At 73.8% G+C, this 15,460-nt stretch carries 15 protein-coding genes; 6 read left to right on the top strand and 9 right to left on the bottom strand.

Going from position 1 to position 15,460, the window contains the following annotated elements; all coding sequences use genetic code 11:
* Positions 1 to 129: 129 nt before the first annotated feature.
* Positions 130 to 1,113 carry a UDP-glucose 4-epimerase GalE gene (gene galE, locus ACFP3U_RS11125; protein WP_380225190.1) on the top strand — a complete coding sequence of 328 codons (984 nt, stop codon included), beginning with the start codon at positions 130 to 132 and terminating at the stop codon, positions 1,111 to 1,113.
* A 64-nt stretch (positions 1,114 to 1,177) separates the two neighbouring features.
* Here galE and ACFP3U_RS11120 read toward each other — a convergent pair whose 3' ends face one another.
* Entirely contained in the window at positions 1,178 to 3,544 is a 2,367-nt protein-coding gene (locus ACFP3U_RS11120; protein ID WP_380225189.1) for an outer membrane protein assembly factor BamB family protein, read from the bottom strand.
* A gap of 457 nt (positions 3,545 to 4,001) precedes the next feature.
* Here ACFP3U_RS11120 and ACFP3U_RS11115 point away from each other — a divergent pair, with 457 nt between their 5' ends.
* The gene (locus ACFP3U_RS11115; RefSeq protein ID WP_380225188.1) at positions 4,002 to 4,649 is read left to right on the top strand and encodes a TetR family transcriptional regulator; all 648 of its coding nucleotides are present in this window, start codon (positions 4,002 to 4,004) and stop codon (positions 4,647 to 4,649) included.
* A gap of 222 nt (positions 4,650 to 4,871) precedes the next feature.
* Here ACFP3U_RS11115 and ACFP3U_RS11110 read toward each other — a convergent pair whose 3' ends face one another.
* The 6 genes from ACFP3U_RS11110 to ACFP3U_RS11085 all read right to left on the bottom strand — a co-directional run bounded on the left by ACFP3U_RS11110 (position 4,872) and on the right by ACFP3U_RS11085 (position 11,078).
* Positions 4,872 to 5,816, bottom strand: coding sequence for a beta-ketoacyl-ACP synthase III (locus ACFP3U_RS11110; RefSeq protein WP_380225187.1), 945 nt, complete (start codon positions 5,814 to 5,816; stop codon positions 4,872 to 4,874).
* A 163-nt stretch (positions 5,817 to 5,979) separates the two neighbouring features.
* Positions 5,980 to 7,407 carry a L,D-transpeptidase family protein gene (locus tag ACFP3U_RS11105; RefSeq protein ID WP_380225186.1) on the bottom strand — a complete coding sequence of 476 codons (1,428 nt, stop codon included), beginning with the start codon at positions 7,405 to 7,407 and terminating at the stop codon, positions 5,980 to 5,982.
* A 109-nt stretch (positions 7,408 to 7,516) separates the two neighbouring features.
* The gene (gene mqnE, locus ACFP3U_RS11100) at positions 7,517 to 8,680 is read right to left on the bottom strand and encodes an aminofutalosine synthase MqnE (protein WP_380225185.1); all 1,164 of its coding nucleotides are present in this window, start codon (positions 8,678 to 8,680) and stop codon (positions 7,517 to 7,519) included.
* Between the two features lie 91 nt (positions 8,681 to 8,771).
* Positions 8,772 to 9,734: a threonine ammonia-lyase gene (locus ACFP3U_RS11095; protein ID WP_380225184.1), complete on the bottom strand. Its 963-nt coding sequence runs from the start codon at positions 9,732 to 9,734 to the stop codon at positions 8,772 to 8,774.
* 78 nt (positions 9,735 to 9,812) lie between these two features.
* Complete coding sequence (locus tag ACFP3U_RS11090) at positions 9,813 to 10,274, bottom strand: Lrp/AsnC family transcriptional regulator (protein ID WP_380225183.1); 462 nt, start codon at positions 10,272 to 10,274, stop codon at positions 9,813 to 9,815.
* 129 nt (positions 10,275 to 10,403) lie between these two features.
* Positions 10,404 to 11,078, bottom strand: coding sequence for a UbiX family flavin prenyltransferase (locus tag ACFP3U_RS11085; protein ID WP_380225182.1), 675 nt, complete (start codon positions 11,076 to 11,078; stop codon positions 10,404 to 10,406).
* Between the two features lie 54 nt (positions 11,079 to 11,132).
* Here ACFP3U_RS11085 and ACFP3U_RS11080 point away from each other — a divergent pair, with 54 nt between their 5' ends.
* On the top strand, positions 11,133 to 11,876 hold the full coding sequence (locus ACFP3U_RS11080) for a cyclase family protein (RefSeq protein ID WP_380225181.1): 744 nt from the start codon (positions 11,133 to 11,135) through the stop codon (positions 11,874 to 11,876).
* 111 nt (positions 11,877 to 11,987) lie between these two features.
* Positions 11,988 to 12,704 (top strand): MOSC domain-containing protein, encoded by a 717-nt coding sequence (locus tag ACFP3U_RS11075; RefSeq protein WP_380225180.1) that lies wholly within the window; start codon positions 11,988 to 11,990, stop codon positions 12,702 to 12,704.
* A 27-nt stretch (positions 12,705 to 12,731) separates the two neighbouring features.
* On the opposite strand, the gene ACFP3U_RS11070 is transcribed toward ACFP3U_RS11075, so the two are convergent.
* Entirely contained in the window at positions 12,732 to 13,112 is a 381-nt protein-coding gene (locus tag ACFP3U_RS11070) for a VOC family protein (RefSeq protein ID WP_380225179.1), read from the bottom strand.
* A gap of 176 nt (positions 13,113 to 13,288) precedes the next feature.
* On the opposite strand from ACFP3U_RS11070, the gene ACFP3U_RS11065 reads away from it, so the two are divergent.
* Complete coding sequence (locus ACFP3U_RS11065; RefSeq protein ID WP_380225178.1) at positions 13,289 to 14,419, top strand: GNAT family N-acetyltransferase; 1,131 nt, start codon at positions 13,289 to 13,291, stop codon at positions 14,417 to 14,419.
* Positions 14,420 to 14,454: 35 nt separating this feature from the next.
* On the opposite strand, the gene ACFP3U_RS11060 is transcribed toward ACFP3U_RS11065, so the two are convergent.
* Complete coding sequence (locus ACFP3U_RS11060) at positions 14,455 to 15,078, bottom strand: DJ-1/PfpI family protein (protein WP_380225177.1); 624 nt, start codon at positions 15,076 to 15,078, stop codon at positions 14,455 to 14,457.
* A gap of 138 nt (positions 15,079 to 15,216) precedes the next feature.
* Between ACFP3U_RS11060 and ACFP3U_RS11055 the strand changes: the two genes are divergently transcribed.
* On the top strand, positions 15,217 to 15,444 hold the full coding sequence (locus tag ACFP3U_RS11055) for a DUF4287 domain-containing protein (RefSeq protein WP_380225176.1): 228 nt from the start codon (positions 15,217 to 15,219) through the stop codon (positions 15,442 to 15,444).
* Positions 15,445 to 15,460: the final 16 nt, after the last annotated feature.

The raw sequence follows: 15,460 nt of genomic DNA, 5'->3' as shown, positions 1-15,460 counted from the left end.
CTCCGGCCGGGAGGTACCCCCACCGCATGGACTCCCTCCTCGGCACCGCCGATGCACGCACCCCAACGCCGCCCCGCCCGCCCTCCGGGCGGACGACGGGGGTTCGAAGACGGGCCCTAGGATTCGGCCATGACTTGGTTGATCACCGGCGGTGCCGGATACATCGGCGGGCACGTCGTGCAGCAGCTCCTCGACGCGGGCGAGCGCGTGGCCGTACTGGACGACCTCAGCACCGGTGACCGGACCCGGCTGCCGAAGGAGGTCGCCCTGGTCGAGGGGTCGACCCTGGACCGGGCCGCCCTGGACGCGGCCATTCGCGAGCACCAGGTGGAGGGCGTCCTCCACTTCGCCGCCAAGAAGCAGGTCGGCGAGTCGGTCGAGCAGCCCTTCCTGTACTACCGGGAGAACGTGATCGGTCTCCAGACCGTCCTGGAGGCCGCGGCCGAGGGCGGCGTCAAGCGCTTCCTGTTCTCCTCCTCCGCCGCCGTCTACGGCATGCCGGACGTCGACCTGGTGACCGAGTCCACCCCGTGCGCGCCGATGAGCCCGTACGGCGAGACCAAGCTGGCCGGCGAGTGGCTGGTCGCGGCGGCCGGCAAGGCGTACGGGATGTCCACCGTCGCGCTGCGCTACTTCAACGTGGCCGGCGCCGCCTCGCCGGAGCTCTCGGACGCCGGGGTCTTCAACCTGATCCCGATGGTCTTCGAGCGGCTGACCGCCGGCCAGGCCCCGCGGGTGTTCGGCGACGACTACCCCACGCCGGACGGCACCTGCGTCCGCGACTTCATCCACGTCTCCGACATCGCGTCGGCGCACGTGGCCGCGGCCAAGCGGCTCGCCGCCGACCCGGCCGGCGCGACCTCCCTGGTGCTCAACATCGGCCGCGGCGAGGGCGTCAGCGTGCGGGAGATGCTGGACGTGATCGGCAAGGTCACCGGCTACGACGCCACGCCGGAGATCACCCCCCGCCGCGCCGGCGACCCGGCCCGGGTGGTGGCCTCGGCCGACCTGATCAACCGCGAGCTGGACTGGACCGCCCGGCACGGTGTCGAGTCCATGGTGGCCTCGGCCTGGGAGGGCTGGTGCAGCCGCCACCCGGAGGCCCGGAAGTAGTCCGCACCCGGCACCGCACCCGGCACCGTGCGCGGCGGGGGCTCCGGCCCCCGCCGCGCCGGGGTCAGTGCGAGGGCACCGCCGTGCCGTAGAAGGCGTCCAGCGCGTACACGCAGCGGTCCTTGCTGCCCACGAAGACCTTGCCGCCGATCGCCACCGGCGAGCCGGTCAGCTCGCCCTTGGTGCCGAGTTCCCAGCGCAGCTGACCGCCGGCCAGGTCCAGGGTGTGCAGCGAGTGGTCCCGGCTGCCGAGGTGGACCAGCCCGTCGGCGACCGCCGGGGAGCCGACGATCTCGCCCCGCGCGGTGTAGCGCCAGCGCTCCCGGCCGCTGCCCGCCTCGAAGGCGTACAGCACCTCGCCGCTGCCGACCAGCACCATGCCGTCCCCGACCACGACCGGCTCGGCGCCCTGCCGGGTGCCGGTGACCGCGCGCCAGCGGTCCCGTCCGGTGGCCGCGTCCAGCGCGTACACGGTGCCCAGGTAGTCGGCGACGTAGACCGCGTCGGCCTCCAGGGCCGGCGGGGTGAACAGCACCACCGGCGCCTCGAACCGCCAGCGCTCGGCGCCGCTCGCCGCGTCCAGCGCGTACACCCTGGTGCCGGCCGTCACGTACAGCACGCCGGCCCGCTCGACCGGGCGGGACGGCACGTCCTCGCCGACCGGGACCGACCAGCGCAGGCCGGCGCCGCGCGGGTCCACGCAGCGCAGCCGGCCGCCGCCGTAGTAGTACGCCGCGCCGCCCACCAGGGCGGGCCCGGACTGCGGGTTCTCGTAGTCCTGCTGGGCGTCGTCGGCGCGCCACAGCTCGGCGCCGGTGGCCGCCGAGCGCAGCTGCACGCCGCCGCCCCGGATGCCGCAGCAGAGCACGCCGTCGGCCGCGTCCAGCGCGTACACCCAGCCGTCCAGCGAGTGCCGCCAGCGCTCGGTGCCGTCCGCGACGTCGACCGTGTAGAGGTGCGGGCCGTCGGCCGCGTGCACCCGCCCGGCGTCCACGGCCAGCGCCCAGGCGACGTCCCGGGTCTTGTAGCGGCGCTGCCCGGACGCGATGTCCAGGGCGTGCACCTCGAAGCTGGAGACGAACAGGGTGCCGTCGGCGACCACCGGGGTGCCCCAGACGTCGTTGGACATCCGGAACCGCCAGGGGCGCCAGCGGGCCGCGCGGGCCGGGGGCGGGGTGAACCGCCGGACCCAGTCCGTCTCGGCGGGCGGCGCACCCGGGCCGGTCTGTTCGGCGCGCGGCCCCGGCCCTATCCGGACCGAGGCGCCGGGCAGCCGGACCTCCGCCTCGGCCGCGCCGGCCGGTCGGCGGTGGCGCGTCGGGGCGGCCAGCTTCTCGGTGGCGGCCTCCGTGTCCGGGCTCGACGGCGCGCTGTGCACCGGACCGCCGGACAGCGGGGCGTGCCCGAGGCCCTGCCGGGTGCGCGGGTCGTCCAGGCCCGGGCCCGGGCCCGGAGCGGGCTGCGGCACCGGCTGGGGCGCCGGCTGGTGCTGCGGCACCGGCTGCGGCGGGACGGCCGGCGGCGGAGCGGCCGGGGCCAGCCGGCGGCCGCGCTTGTGCTCGATCAGGGCGAGCGCGTTGGGCGGCAGCCAGTCCCCGGCCTCGCCGGAGGCGTCGTCCCGGGAGAACAGGTGCGGGGCCAGCTCGACCTGGATCTGCTCCGGGGTCGGCCGGTGCTCGGGGGACGGGCGCATACAGGCGCGCACCAGGTCCACCAGCTCGGCCGGCAGGCCGGACAGGTCGGGCTGCTCGCGCAACAGCTGGAACACCGTCTCCACCGGGTTGGCGCCCCGGTACGGCGGGTGGCCGGTGGCGCAGAACACCAGCAGCGAGCCGAGCGAGAAGACGTCGCTGGCGCCGGTGACGCCCCGGCTGTCCCTGGCCTGCTCCGGCGACATGTACGCCGGGGTGCCGACCGCGACGTTGGTCATGGTGAGCCGGGTGCTGGAGACCCCGGCGGCGATGCCGAAGTCGATCACCCGGGGGCCGTCCTCGACCACCAGGACGTTGGACGGCTTGAGGTCCCGGTGGACCAGCCCGGCCGCGTGGATGGACTGCAGGGCCTCGGCGATGCCGGCGACCAGCCAGCGCACCGCCCCGGCCGGCAGCGGCCCGCACTCGGTGACCAGGTCCTCCAGGGACGGGGCCGGGACGTACGCGGTGGCGAGCCAGGGCACCCGGGCGTCCGCGTCGGCGTCGACCACGGCCGCCGTGTAGAAGCCGCCGACCGTCTTGGCCGCCGCGATCTCCCGCGCGAAGCGGACCCGGAACAACTCGTCCTCGGCCAGTTCCCCCCGGACGGTCTTGATCGCCACCCGCCGGCCGGACGCGGAGCGCGCCAGGTAGACCAGGCCCATGCCACCCGCCCCGAGCCGCCCCAGCACTTCGAAGGGCCCGATCCGCCTCGGATCGTGCGCCGTCAGCTGGTCCACCCGCTGCACCTCCCCGTCTTGTAGCACCGCCCGCGTGGTGCCGAGCACCCGCCGCGTGGTGCCGGACCCGATTCTCCAACGCCGCCGGGCCCATCTCCAACCTCCCCCGCCCAGAGCCCTGTCCGGCCGGCAGCGGGCCCACGGCCCGGTCAGCGGATCCGGAACGGCCGGAATCTGACGTCCGCTCCGGCTCCGGCTTGCACCCGCCACGCCCGGGGCTGTCATGAGTGACGACTCACACCCCCGGCCGATTCGTCACGCTCCGTTACTCGATAACCCCTCAGCGAAGGGGTCGTCACCCTGTGGCGTCAGCGGCACACGGGGGGGCGTCATGACCGGCCCCGGAGGCCGGTGAATATTCGTCCGAAGGGCCCCGCGCCCCTATACCAACCCCCCGTGCGGAGTAATTGTCACATCACCGAATCGCGCCAAGATCGGGCCACGGTAAGCTGACGGCATGACAGGACAAGTTCGCACCGTCGACGGTCGCGTCGCCGGGCGACGCGGACAGGAGACGCGGCAGAAGCTGCTCGACTGCCTCCGCGAGATGCTCAGCACGTCGCCCTATCGGGACGTCAAGGTCATCGACGTCGCCCGTATGGCGGGTACCTCCCCCGCGACCTTCTACCAGTACTTCCCGGATGTCGAGGGCGCCGTCCTCGAAATCGCCGAGGAAATGGCCAAGGACGCCGACACGCTCAAAGAGCTGGTGGCCGGAAAGTCCTGGGCAGGGAAGTCCGGCACGACCACTTCGGAAGAACTGGTCGACGGATTCCTCGCCTTCTGGCGCAAGAACGACGCCATTCTCCGAGTGGTCACGCTCGGTGCCGCCGAAGGGGACAAGCGGTTCTTCAAGATCCGCATGACGGTCCTCAACGCGGTCGCCAAGCCACTCACGGAAGCCGTCAAGGAACTCCAGGCGAAGGGCCAGGCCGACAAGGCACTGGATCCGGCCGCCGTCGCCGGGTCACTGGTCTCGTTGCTCGCCTCGGCGGCCGAGCACCAGAAGGCCTTCACCTCCTGGGGCGTCAAGGTCAAGGACCTCAAGCCCAACCTCGCTCCCCTGGTGTACCTGGGCGTCACCGGCAAGAAGGCGCCCAAGTAGACGATCCGCTTCGACCCACCCTTCCGCTTCGCGCGCGCCCCGGCCTCCTGTCCGGGGTACGACGGACGGCGGCCGTGTCCTCGGGGGAGGTCCGCCGGCGGTCCGCAGTGCGCCACGACACGCCTGTGGGCGGCCACCCCGTGCGGGGTGACCGCCCACAGGCGTGTCGGAGGATGTCGAACGGAAGCGCCAGGAAGGCACCAGGAGGGCGCCAGGAAGGCGTCAGGGGCAGCGGACGACCTGGCCGGCGTACGCCAGGCCGCCGCCGAAGCCGAACAGCAGGACGGGGTCGCCGGGCGACAGCTCGCCGCGCTCGACCAGCTTGGAGAAGGCCAGCGGGACCGAGGCCGCCGAGGTGTTGCCGGAGTCCACCACGTCCCGGGCGACCACCGCGTCGGTGACCCCCAGCTTGGTCGCGATCGCGTCGATGATCCGCAGGTTGGCCTGGTGCGGCACGAAGCCCTTGAGCTCGGACGGGTCGATCCCGGCCCGCTCGCAGGCCTGCCGGGCCAGCGGGGCGATCTGCGTGGTCGCCCAGCGGAACACCGACTGGCCCTGCTGGCTGATCACCGGGTCCCAGCCCGTGATCACCACGGCGTCACCCCGCTCCGGCTCCGAACCCCAGACCACCGGGCCGATGCCCGGCTCGGCGCCCTCCTCCTGGGCCTCGACCAGCGCCGCGCCGGCGCCGTCGCCGAAGATCACGCAGGTGGACCGGTCGGTCCAGTCGAGGGTGTCGGACATCCGCTCGGCGCCGATCACCAGGGCCGTCCGGGCCGCCCCGGCCCGGATCGCGTGGTCGGCGGTGGCCAGCGCGTACGAGAAGCCCGAGCAGACCGTGTTGATGTCGTAGGCGGCCGGGGAGCGGATCCCGAGCCGGGCGGCGACGGCGGCGGCCGTGTTGGGGCTGCGCTCCACCGCGGTGCAGGTGGCCACCACGACCAGGTCGACCTCGGCGGCCGACCGGCCGCTGTTGGCCAGGGCCTTCTGCGCCGCCTCGGTGGCGAGGTCGACGACGGTCTCGTCCTCCGCGATGTGCCGCGTCCGGATGCCGACGCGGCTGCGGATCCACTCGTCGTCGGTGTCGACCAGCTTCGCCAGGTCGTCGTTGGTGAGGACCTTGGGGGGCTGGTAGTGGCCGAGTGCCACGATGCGCGAACCGGTCATACTGCCAACTCAACCCGGTTACCCACTGGTCAGTCGGGCGCGACCGGCTACAGGATCCGCACCGGGATGCTGTAGGAGGCCGACAAGGACCGTTGCGGCAGACGGGTTCCGGGCGGGCGCGAATATGGATTCGTTGACGAACGACCGGCCGGGCGGGGGTCGCTCAGGCGGCCAGTGAGCCCGTGTCGCCCATCACGATCACCGGATGGGCGGCCGGGTCGAGCGTGCGGATCAACTGCGCCATCTTGTCCTCCGGGATGGAGACGCAGCCGTGCGTCGGGCCGCCGTGGTCGACGTGGATCCAGATCCCGCCGCCCTTGGTCGAGCCGTTGGGGCGGCGCCGGTCCAGCGGGGAGTTGCCGGGCACCCGGTTGTAGTTGATCGCGACGACGTAGTCGAAGGAGCCGGCCAGTTGCTCGCCGGCGAAGCCCGTCCCGGAGACGACGAAGCTGGAGTCCTTGTCGTACGGGAGCCTGCTGCCCGGGTCGGCCTTGCGGCCGCCGGCGTCGGTGAGCGAGAAGACGCCGATCGGGCTGCGCAGGTCGCCCTCGTTGTGGTCGGTGGTCCAGCCCTTGAAGGCGTTGTGGCCCTGCCAGCTCTCGCCGGCCAGCCAGCGGCCCTCGGCGGTGCGGGTCCACAGCGTGACGGTGGCCCGGTTGGTGTCCTTGCCCTCGCCGGAGGCCAGCACCACCTGGGTGGTCTCGGCGGGTATCCGCCCGGCGAAGGAGGCGCCGAGGCCCGGTATCGCGGCGACCGAGCCGTCGGCGCGGGCCTCGCTGCGGTCGGCGGCGGGGGTCTCGTCCTGGCGGGCGTCGGCGGCCTGGGCGGCCGGGGCGGCGGTCGGCGAGGGCTGGTCGGCCCCCGGCCGCGCGGCGGCGTGGTCCGGGGCGGCGACGCCCTCGGGGCCGGCGGCGGTGGTCACACCGGTCTTGGCGTCGTCCTGGCCGACGGTGTACCAGCCGGCGGCGGCCGCCAGCAGCAGGGCGGTGCCGGCGGTGACGGCCCGGCCGGTGCGCTTCTTCGGGGGCTTGCGGCGGCGGCCGCGGGCGGCCGCCCGGGACCCTGGGGCTGCGGCCTCGGACGCCGGGGCCGGGGACGCGGTGGCCTGCCGCGGGACGACCGGCTGCGCGGGCCCGGCCGCGGGCCGGGGCTCCGGCTCCCAGGCCGGCTCGGCCGGGGAGTCCTGGAACGGCCGGTCGTAGACGTCGTGCTCGGCGAGGCTCCGGTAGCCGTACACCGAGTGGTCCTGCTCGCCGTAGGAGGCCTCGTACGGCGCCTGGTACGGCTCCGCGTGCCACGCCCCGGCCTGGTCCCCGTACGCCCCGGCGGGCGGCCCGTACGGCGCCCCGTAGGGCTGGGCGGGCTGGGCGTACGGCTGCGGGTGGGGCTGCCCGTCCGGCCACTGCTGCGGCTGCCGGTACTGCTGCTCGTACTGCTGCTCGTAAGGCTGCCGGTCCTGCTGCCCGTGCCACTGGTCGTCCGCCTGGTCGCCGCCGTACGGCTGCCGGGACGCCTCGTGGCCCTGCTCGTACACCTGCTCGTACACCGGTTCGTACGACGGGTACGGGGAGGTACGACGGTAACCGGACATGTGGCCGATCCTGCCAAACCCGTGCCGCGTTGGGAAACCCGGGGGCTGTGCGGGCCCGGTGAAGAAGCCGCCGCCCGGACCGCGGGGGTCCGGGCGGCGGGCCCGTGCGTCAGAGGCGCATCGCCTGCGGGGTCTCCCGGCGGCCCAGGTCGGGGCCGTCGTACTCGCGGATGATCTCGTAGCGGGTGTTGCGCTCGACCGGGCGGAAACCGGCGTCCCGGATCAGGCCGAGCAGGTCCTCGCGGTTCAGCTTGTTCGGGGTGCCGAAGTTGTCCGCGTCGTGGGTGATCTTGTACTCGACCACCGAGCCGTCCATGTCGTCCGCGCCGTGGCTGAGCGCCAGCTGGGCGGTGGTGACGCCGTGCATCACCCAGAAGACCTTGACGTGCGGCACGTTGTCGAAGAGCAGCCGGGAGACCGCGAAGGTCTTCAGCGCCTCCGCGCCGGTGGCCATCTCGGTGCGCTCCATCAGCCGGTTGCGCACGACGCCGTCCTTGGAGTCGTGGAAGTCGTGCTGGTAGCGCAGCGGGATGAAGACCTGGAAGCCGCCGGTCTCGTCCTGCAGCTCGCGCAGCCGCAGTACGTGGTCCACCCGGTGGCGGGGCTCCTCGATGTGGCCGTACAGCATGGTGGCCGGGGTCTTGAGGCCCTTGCTGTGCGCGAGCCGGTGGATCCGCGACCAGTCCTCCCAGTGGGTGTCGTGGTCGACGATGTGCTGGCGGACCTCCCAGTCGAAGATCTCCGCGCCGCCGCCGGTCAGCGACTCCAGGCCGGCGTCGATCAGCTCGTCGAGGATCTCGTCGGCGGGCAGGCCGCTGATCCGCTCGAACCAGTGGATCTCGGTGGCGGTGAAGGCCTTGAGCGAGACGTTCGGCAGCGCGGCCTTCAGCTCCCGCAGCGAGCGCGGGTAGTAGCGCCACGGCAGGGTGGGGTGCAGGCCGTTGACGATGTGCAGCTCGGTGAGGGAGTCGACCTCCATCGCCTTGGCGAGGCGGACGGCCTCCTCGATGCGCATCGTGTACGCGTCCTTCTCGCCCGGCTTGCGCTGGAACGAGCAGTACGCGCAGGACGCGCTGCACACATTGGTCATGTTGAGGTGGCGGTTGACGTTGAAGTGGACGACGTCGCCGTTCTTCCTCGTCCGCACGTGGTGGGCGAGCCCGCCCAGCCAGGCCAGGTCGTCGCTCCCGTAGAGCGCGATCCCGTCCTCCCGGGTCAGCCGCTCCCCCGCGTAGACCTTCGCCTCCAGCTCGCGCTTGAGCCCTGCGTCCATGCGGTGCCCCGCCTCCTCCGACTTCGAATCGTTGCCGGAACGAGCGTACGCCCCCACCCGCGTCGACTCGCGGGCAGCCGCCCCGCGCGGGTCAGCCGGCCAGGAGTTCGGCGAGCAGCGCGGGCTCGATGTTGCCGCCGCTCACCACCGCGGCCACCGCCCGCCCGCCGGTCTCGGCGGCCCGGTGGAAGTACGCGGCCGGGGCGACCGCGCCGGACGGCTCGGCGACGATCCGCCCGCGCCGGGCCAGCAGCGCCACCGTGGCGCGGATCTCGTCCTCGGTGACCGTGACGATGTCGTCCACGTAGGCGGTGAGGTGCTCGTACGGCAGCACGCCCACCGAGGGGGTGCGCAGGCCGTCGGCGATGGTCCGGTAGGTGTCGGCGACCGGCCAGCTGATCCGTTCGCCGGCCCGCAGGCTGGCCTGCGCGTCGGCGGCCAGCTCGGGCTCGACGCCGATCACCCGGACGCCCGGGCGGGTCAGCTTGAGCGCGGCCGCCGTGCCGCTGATCAGCCCGCCGCCGCTGACCGGGACGAGCACGGTGTCCAGCTCCGCCGGGGCGTCGTCGGCGATCTCCAGGCCGACCGTGCCCTGGCCCGCGATGATGAACGGGTCGTCGTACGGCGGCACCCAGACGTAGCCGTGCCGCTCGGCCAGCTCGCCGGGCAGGATGTCCCGCTGCTCAGGCGTCACCACGACCACCTCGGCGCCGAACGACCGGGTGGCCTCGATCTTGACCGCCGGAGAGGTGTCCGGCATCACGATCACGGCCTTGATCCCGAGCAGCTGCGCGGCGTACGCCACCGCCTGCGCGTGGTTGCCGCTGGACTGGGCGACCACGCCGCGGGAGCGCTCGTCCTCGGTCAGCGCGGCGAGCCGGTTGTACGCGCCGCGGGTCTTGAACGCCCCGGTCGGCTGGAGGTTCTCCGGCTTGAGCCAGAGCCGGCGCTCGCCGTCCGCCGCCCAGGGGGCGGGGACCAGCGGGGTGCGCACCGCGACCCCCGCGATCCGCTCCCGGGCCGCCCGCAGCTCCTCCAGACCGACCAGTGCCATGTCCGCCACTCCCCCGCGCTCTTCGTCCGTGCTGTCCGTGCTGTCCGTACCGGCGTGGTTGTTCGCCGTTGTCCGCCGTTACTCGCTGTCGACGAGCGGCAGCTCGCTGACCCGGCTCTCCCACTTGGTGGAGAGTACGACGGTCGTACGGGTGCGAGCCACACCCTTCGTGCCCGAGATCCGCTTCACCACCGATTCCAGGCCCTCGACGTCCGGCACCCGGACCTTGAGCATGTACGAGTCGTCACCGGCGATGAACCAGCAGTCCTCGACCTCGCCCAGGTCCTTCAGCCGGAACGCGACGTCCTCGTGGTCCGCCGCGTCGGTCAGCTGGAGGCCGATCAGGGCCGTGACACCGAAGCCGAGCGAGGCCGGATTGACCGTCGCGCGGTAGCCGGTGATGACCCCGGCCTGCTCCAGGCGGTTGATGCGGTCCGTGACGCTCGGGCCGGAGAGGCCGACCAGCCGGCCCAGCTCGGCGTAGGACGCGCGGCCGTTCTCCCGGAGCGCCTGGATGAGCTGTCTGTCCACCGTGTCCATATACCGTCCGCGTCCTTCCGAACCTCACCAGACCCACAGATCATTATCCGGATTCAAAGGCGCCATGCGCGGACCAACCCGGATATCGCAGAGAACATACTCTCCCGTCACGCGGTAGCTCACTCCCCCTCAGACCGACCGCCCGGTCCGCTCCGTCCCGCGCGCCGCCGCGCCCAGCTCGCCCTCCCACCGTCGGTACAGCGTGTGGGGCACGTCGACCGCGTCCAGCACCCGTCCGGCGACGAAGTCGACCAGCTCGCGGACGGTGGAGCCGCCGGCGTAGAAACCGGGCGAGGCGGGCAGGACGACCGCGCCCTGCGCGTCCAGCTCCACCAGGTGCTTCAACGTCACCCCGTTGAGTGGTGTCTCGCGGACGCAGACGACCAGCGGACGCCGCTCCTTGAGGGTGACGCTGGCCACCCGCTGGAGCAGGTCCTTGCTGAGGCCGAGCGCGATCCCGGCCACCGCGCCGGTGGTCGCGGGCACCACCAGCATCCCCTTCGCCGGGTACGAGCCGCTGGACGGGCCGGCCGCGAAGTCCCCGGCCGGCCAGTACCGGACGTCCTCCGGGCCGTCCGCCGCGATGCCCAGCCACTCGGCCAGATCGGTGCGCCAGTGCGCGTCACGGAAGGCGATGCCGGTCTCGTCGAGGATCGTCAGCCGGGCCGCCCGGCTGACCACCAGGTCGACGGCCTCGCCGGCGGCGAGGAGGGCGCGGATCACGGAGGCGGCGTACGGGGTGCCGGACGCGCCGGAGACCCCGACGATCCAGGGGCGGCGGACTGGCTGCTCAGGCTTTTCCATAGTGCTTACTTTCTATCCCCACCCGGCCCCGGCCCGCCCTGGGAGGATGGCGGCATGGCCCCGACCCTCGTCGACCTGACCCACCAGGTGACCACCGCGATGCCGGTCTATCCCGGCGATCCGGCCGTCCTCCTGGAGCCCGCCCTGACCACCGCCACCGCCGGGGTGAACGTGCTCGCGGTGCACCTCGGCTCGCAGTCCGGCACCCACGTCGACGCGCCGTACCACGTCGACGTCACCTGGCCGACGCTGGACGGCCTGCCGCTGGAGCGGTTCACCGGCCCGGCCGTGGTGGCCGACCTGCGCGGTCTTGAGCCGCGCGCCGCGGTCACCGCCGAGCAGCTCGCGCCCGCCCTGGAGCGGGTCGGCGAGGGCACCGTCCTGCTGCTCGCCACCGGGTGGGCGCGGCACTGGGGCACCGACGCCTACCTCGCCCACCCGAGCCTGACCGCGCGGGCCGCGGAGGCGATCGTGGCCGCAGGGGTCCGCACGGTCGGGGTGGACGCGCTCAGCGTCGACCCCACGCCCGACCCGGGCCCGGGCGACCCGGCGGTGGCCGCGCTGCTCGCCGACCTCACCGACGAGCACGACCAGCCGGCCGCCGAGGAGCCCACCCTGGCGGCCCACCGGGTGCTGCTCGGGGCGCCGGGCGGCGGGGTGATCGCGGAGAACCTGACCGATCTGCGGGCGCTGCTGGCGGCGCAGGAGGCGGGGCGGCCGGTCGAGGTGTCGCTCTTCCCGCTCCGGCTGGTCGCGGCGGACGGTGCTCCGGTCCGGGCGGTGGCCCGGTTGGGGTGACGCCCTCGCGGGGTGACGCCGTGTGGGTGAAGGCCTTGCGGGGTGAAGCCCTTGCCGCGACGGGGACTTGGTCTAGACCATCATCGGCGGGCACCGGTACGCTGTCCGGCCATGGCAGAGATCATCGGAGTCATCGAGCAGCTCTGGCGCTACCCCGTGAAGTCCACCGGCGGCGAGCGGCTCGACTCGGTCGAGGTGGACGCCCGCGGGCTCGCGGGCGACCGCCTCTACGCCGTGCGCGACGGCCACGGCAAGTTCGGCTCCGGCAAGAACACCCGACGCTTCCGGCGGATGGACGGCCTGCTGCGGCTCTCCTCCCGGCTCGGCCACCGGCTCGACGGCCCCGAGCTGTTCGACCCGCTCGGCCGGCCCGTCGCCGACCCGACCGCCTTCCTCCGCGCCTACCTGCAACGCGAGGACGTCGAACTCGCCCGCGAGGACGCCGTCTCGCACTTCGACCAGCTCCCGGTCAGCGTGCTCACCACCGCCACCCTGGACTGGGTCGCCGAGGCCGCGCTGTCCGCCGTGGTCGACGTCCGCCGGTTCCGCCCGAACATCCTGCTGCGCACCCCGCCGGGCACCCCGCCCTTCGTCGAGGACGACTGGTTCGGCCACCACGCCCGCGGCGCGGCGGGCTCCGGCGCCCGGCTCGTCTTCGTCCGCTCCAGCGAGCGCTGCGCCATGACCACCGCCGCCCAGCCGGGCCTGCCGCACGCCCCCGAGATCCTCAAGGCCGTCGCCCAGGCCCATGACACCCGCCTCGACGCCCTCGCCGAGGTCGCCGCCCCCGGCCGCCTCACCGTCGGCGACACCCTGACGCTGGACTGACGCCGGACCGCCGGACCGGCGCCGGGCTCAACCGGAGTGGCGGGCCGGGAGGAGGCAGATCGGGTGGCCGGCGGGATCGGCGTAGACGCGCCAGGAGCCGGCGTCCTGGAGGAGGGTGGCCCCGAGGGCGCGCACGGCGGGTTCGGCGGTGGCGAGGTCGGGGACGTCGACGTCCAGGTGGGCCTGCTGCGGGTGCGCCGGATCGGGCCAGCGGGGCGGCCGGTGGTCGGCGACGCGCTGGAAGCAGAGCACCCGGCCGTCCGGGGTGTGCAGGGTCGACCAGTCCTCGCCGAGGGACCAGCGCCGGTCCGGCCGGTCCACCTCGCCGCCGAGCAGCCCGGCGTAGAACGCGGCCAGCACGGCCGGGTCCGGGCAGTCCAGCACGACGCACTGCAACCGGCCGATCATCGGGGCTCCTTCGGGAGGGTGGGGGCGGCGGTGGGGGTCCGCCATCGGTCCGCCACCGGTCCGCCGGACAGTCCAGCCCGCGGACGGCCGGCCTGTCGAACGCTTTTCGGCCGTCGCCCGCGGCCGCTTGTCCGATCATGCTGGACATGCGGCCCGAAGATCGCCAGCATGCTCGGATGGCCACTGGAGACGAATCCGTCCACGCACAGCTCGACCGGCTGCGCCGGGAGCGCGGGCTGCTGACGCCCGCCGAACTGCTCGGACTCGCCGAGCGCGGCATCACCGTTCTCGACCCGTTCTCGGTGATCGTCTCCCGGCGGGTGGAGCTCGGGCCGGACAACGTGCTCTACCCCGGCGTCGTCGTCGAGTGCGACGAGCGGAGCCATTGCGCGGTGGGCCCCGGCAACGTGCTGCACGGCGGCACCCGGATCACCGCCGCCGACGGCGGGAGCATCACCATCGGGGCGCGCTCGCAGATCGGCGACGGCGGCACCCGGATCACGGCCGGGGCGCACGAGCGCATCGACATCGGCGACGAGGTGCGGCTCTCGGGCGGCGCCGAGGTCACCGGCGACAGCCTGCTCGGGCACGGCTCGCAGATCCTGGGCCAGATCTCGGCGCGCTCGGTCGAACTCGCCGCCGGCCACCCGCACACCTTCCCGGACCCGGACGGGCGCGGCGGCGTGCTCAAGGGGTACGGGAAGGTGTCGGGCGTCCTGGTCGGACAGGGCGATGTGCTGCCCGACGTCGACCTCGACATGGACGAGCGGTACATCCAACGCCAGCGCACCTACCACGCGGAGTCGCCCCGGCTCGGCCCCGGCCCCGCGGTCGAGCGGCTGACGGCCGGGCACGCGGGCGCCGTCCTGGCGTTCGAGCAGGCCAACCGGGAGTACTTCTCCGACTCGGTGCCCGACCGCGGGGACGAGTACTTCACCCCCGACGGCTTCGCCGACCGGCACCGGGCACTGCTCGCCGAACAGGCCGACGGCCGCTGCCACTTCCACGTCGTCCTGAACGCCTACGGCCGGATCGTCGGCCGGGTGAACCTGGTGGACGTCGCCGACGGCAGCGCCGAACTCGGCTACCGGGTCGGGGAGGCCGACACCGAGCAGGGCGTGGGCCGGGCGGCCGTCGAGCAGGTCTGCCGACTGGCCGCCACCGAGTACGGGTTGAGCGCGCTCACCGCCGTGACCACGCTGGACAACGAGGCCTCCCGGGCCCTGCTCGCCCGCGTCGGATTCACCGAGACGGGCGAGCAACTGGTCGACGGCAGGCCGGGCATGGCGTACCGCCGCACCCTCTGACCGGCCGGCGGAGGCCGCTGGCCGAGCTGCCCGAGCTACCCGAGCTGCCCGATCCGCTCCCGCACGGCCGGCGAGGCCTTCGCCCAGGAGCCGCTGTCGAAGGGCGGCAGCGGGTCGTACTCGGCGTGCAGTTGGATCGCCCGGGCGGTGGTCTCGTCGGTGAGCAGCGCGGCGAGGTGGAGCGCCATGTCGATGCCCGCCGAGACGCCGGCCGCCGTGACGATCCGCCCCCGGCGCACCACCCGCTCGGGGGTGTACGCGGCGCCGTGGGCGGCGAGTTCGCCGGCGGCCGCCCAGTGCGTGGTGGCGGCCAGGCCGTCGAGCAGCCCGGCGGCGCCGAGGAGCAGCGCGCCGGTGCACACCGACGCGGTGAACCGGGTGGTCGCGTGCGTCCGGCGCAGCCAGCCGAGGAAGGCCTCGTCGTCCATCAGCGGCCGGGTGCCGTGCCCGCCCGGGACGAGCAGCACGTCGCAGGCGTCGACGTCGGCGTACCGGGTGGGGACGTCGAGCCGCAGCCCGCCGATGCTGTCCACCACCCCGCCCCGCTCCCCCGCCGACACGAACCGCACGGCGGCCCCGGGGAGGTACCCGAGCACCTGGTACGGGCCGATCGCGTCGAGCGGCTCGAAGTCGTCGAAGAGCGGGATGACGATGTCCATGTCCCGCAGCGTAGGGGCGGGTTGGACCGGCGCACCGGCGCCGGGCAGCGGATTCACGAGAACGAGTGGCCCGCGGAATGTGACCGGCATCACACCCGGAGTCCGATGAGTTCGCGCCCCGGCTCCGGTCCTACGGGCATGACGAACACGACGACGGCGCGCACCGCCCCCGCCAACGGCCCCGCCAGCTACTTCCCGTCCATCGAGAAGAAGCACGGGCACCCGATCGCCCACTGGGTCGAGCTGATCCGCGCCTCCCCGCTGACCAGGCACATGGAGCTGGTCGCCTGGCTGAAGGCGGAGCACGGACTCGGCCACGGACACGCGAACGCCCTCGTCAAGCACACGCTCGACGAGGGCAGGTAGCGGGCCCCGGGCGGGG

Origin of the sequence: Kitasatospora misakiensis (assembly GCF_042656005.1) — a bacterium.
Classification (GTDB): Bacteria; Actinomycetota; Actinomycetes; order Streptomycetales; family Streptomycetaceae; genus Kitasatospora; species Kitasatospora misakiensis.
Note: the sequence above shows the minus strand (reverse complement) of the source record. Positions and strands in the feature narration are given on the sequence as shown.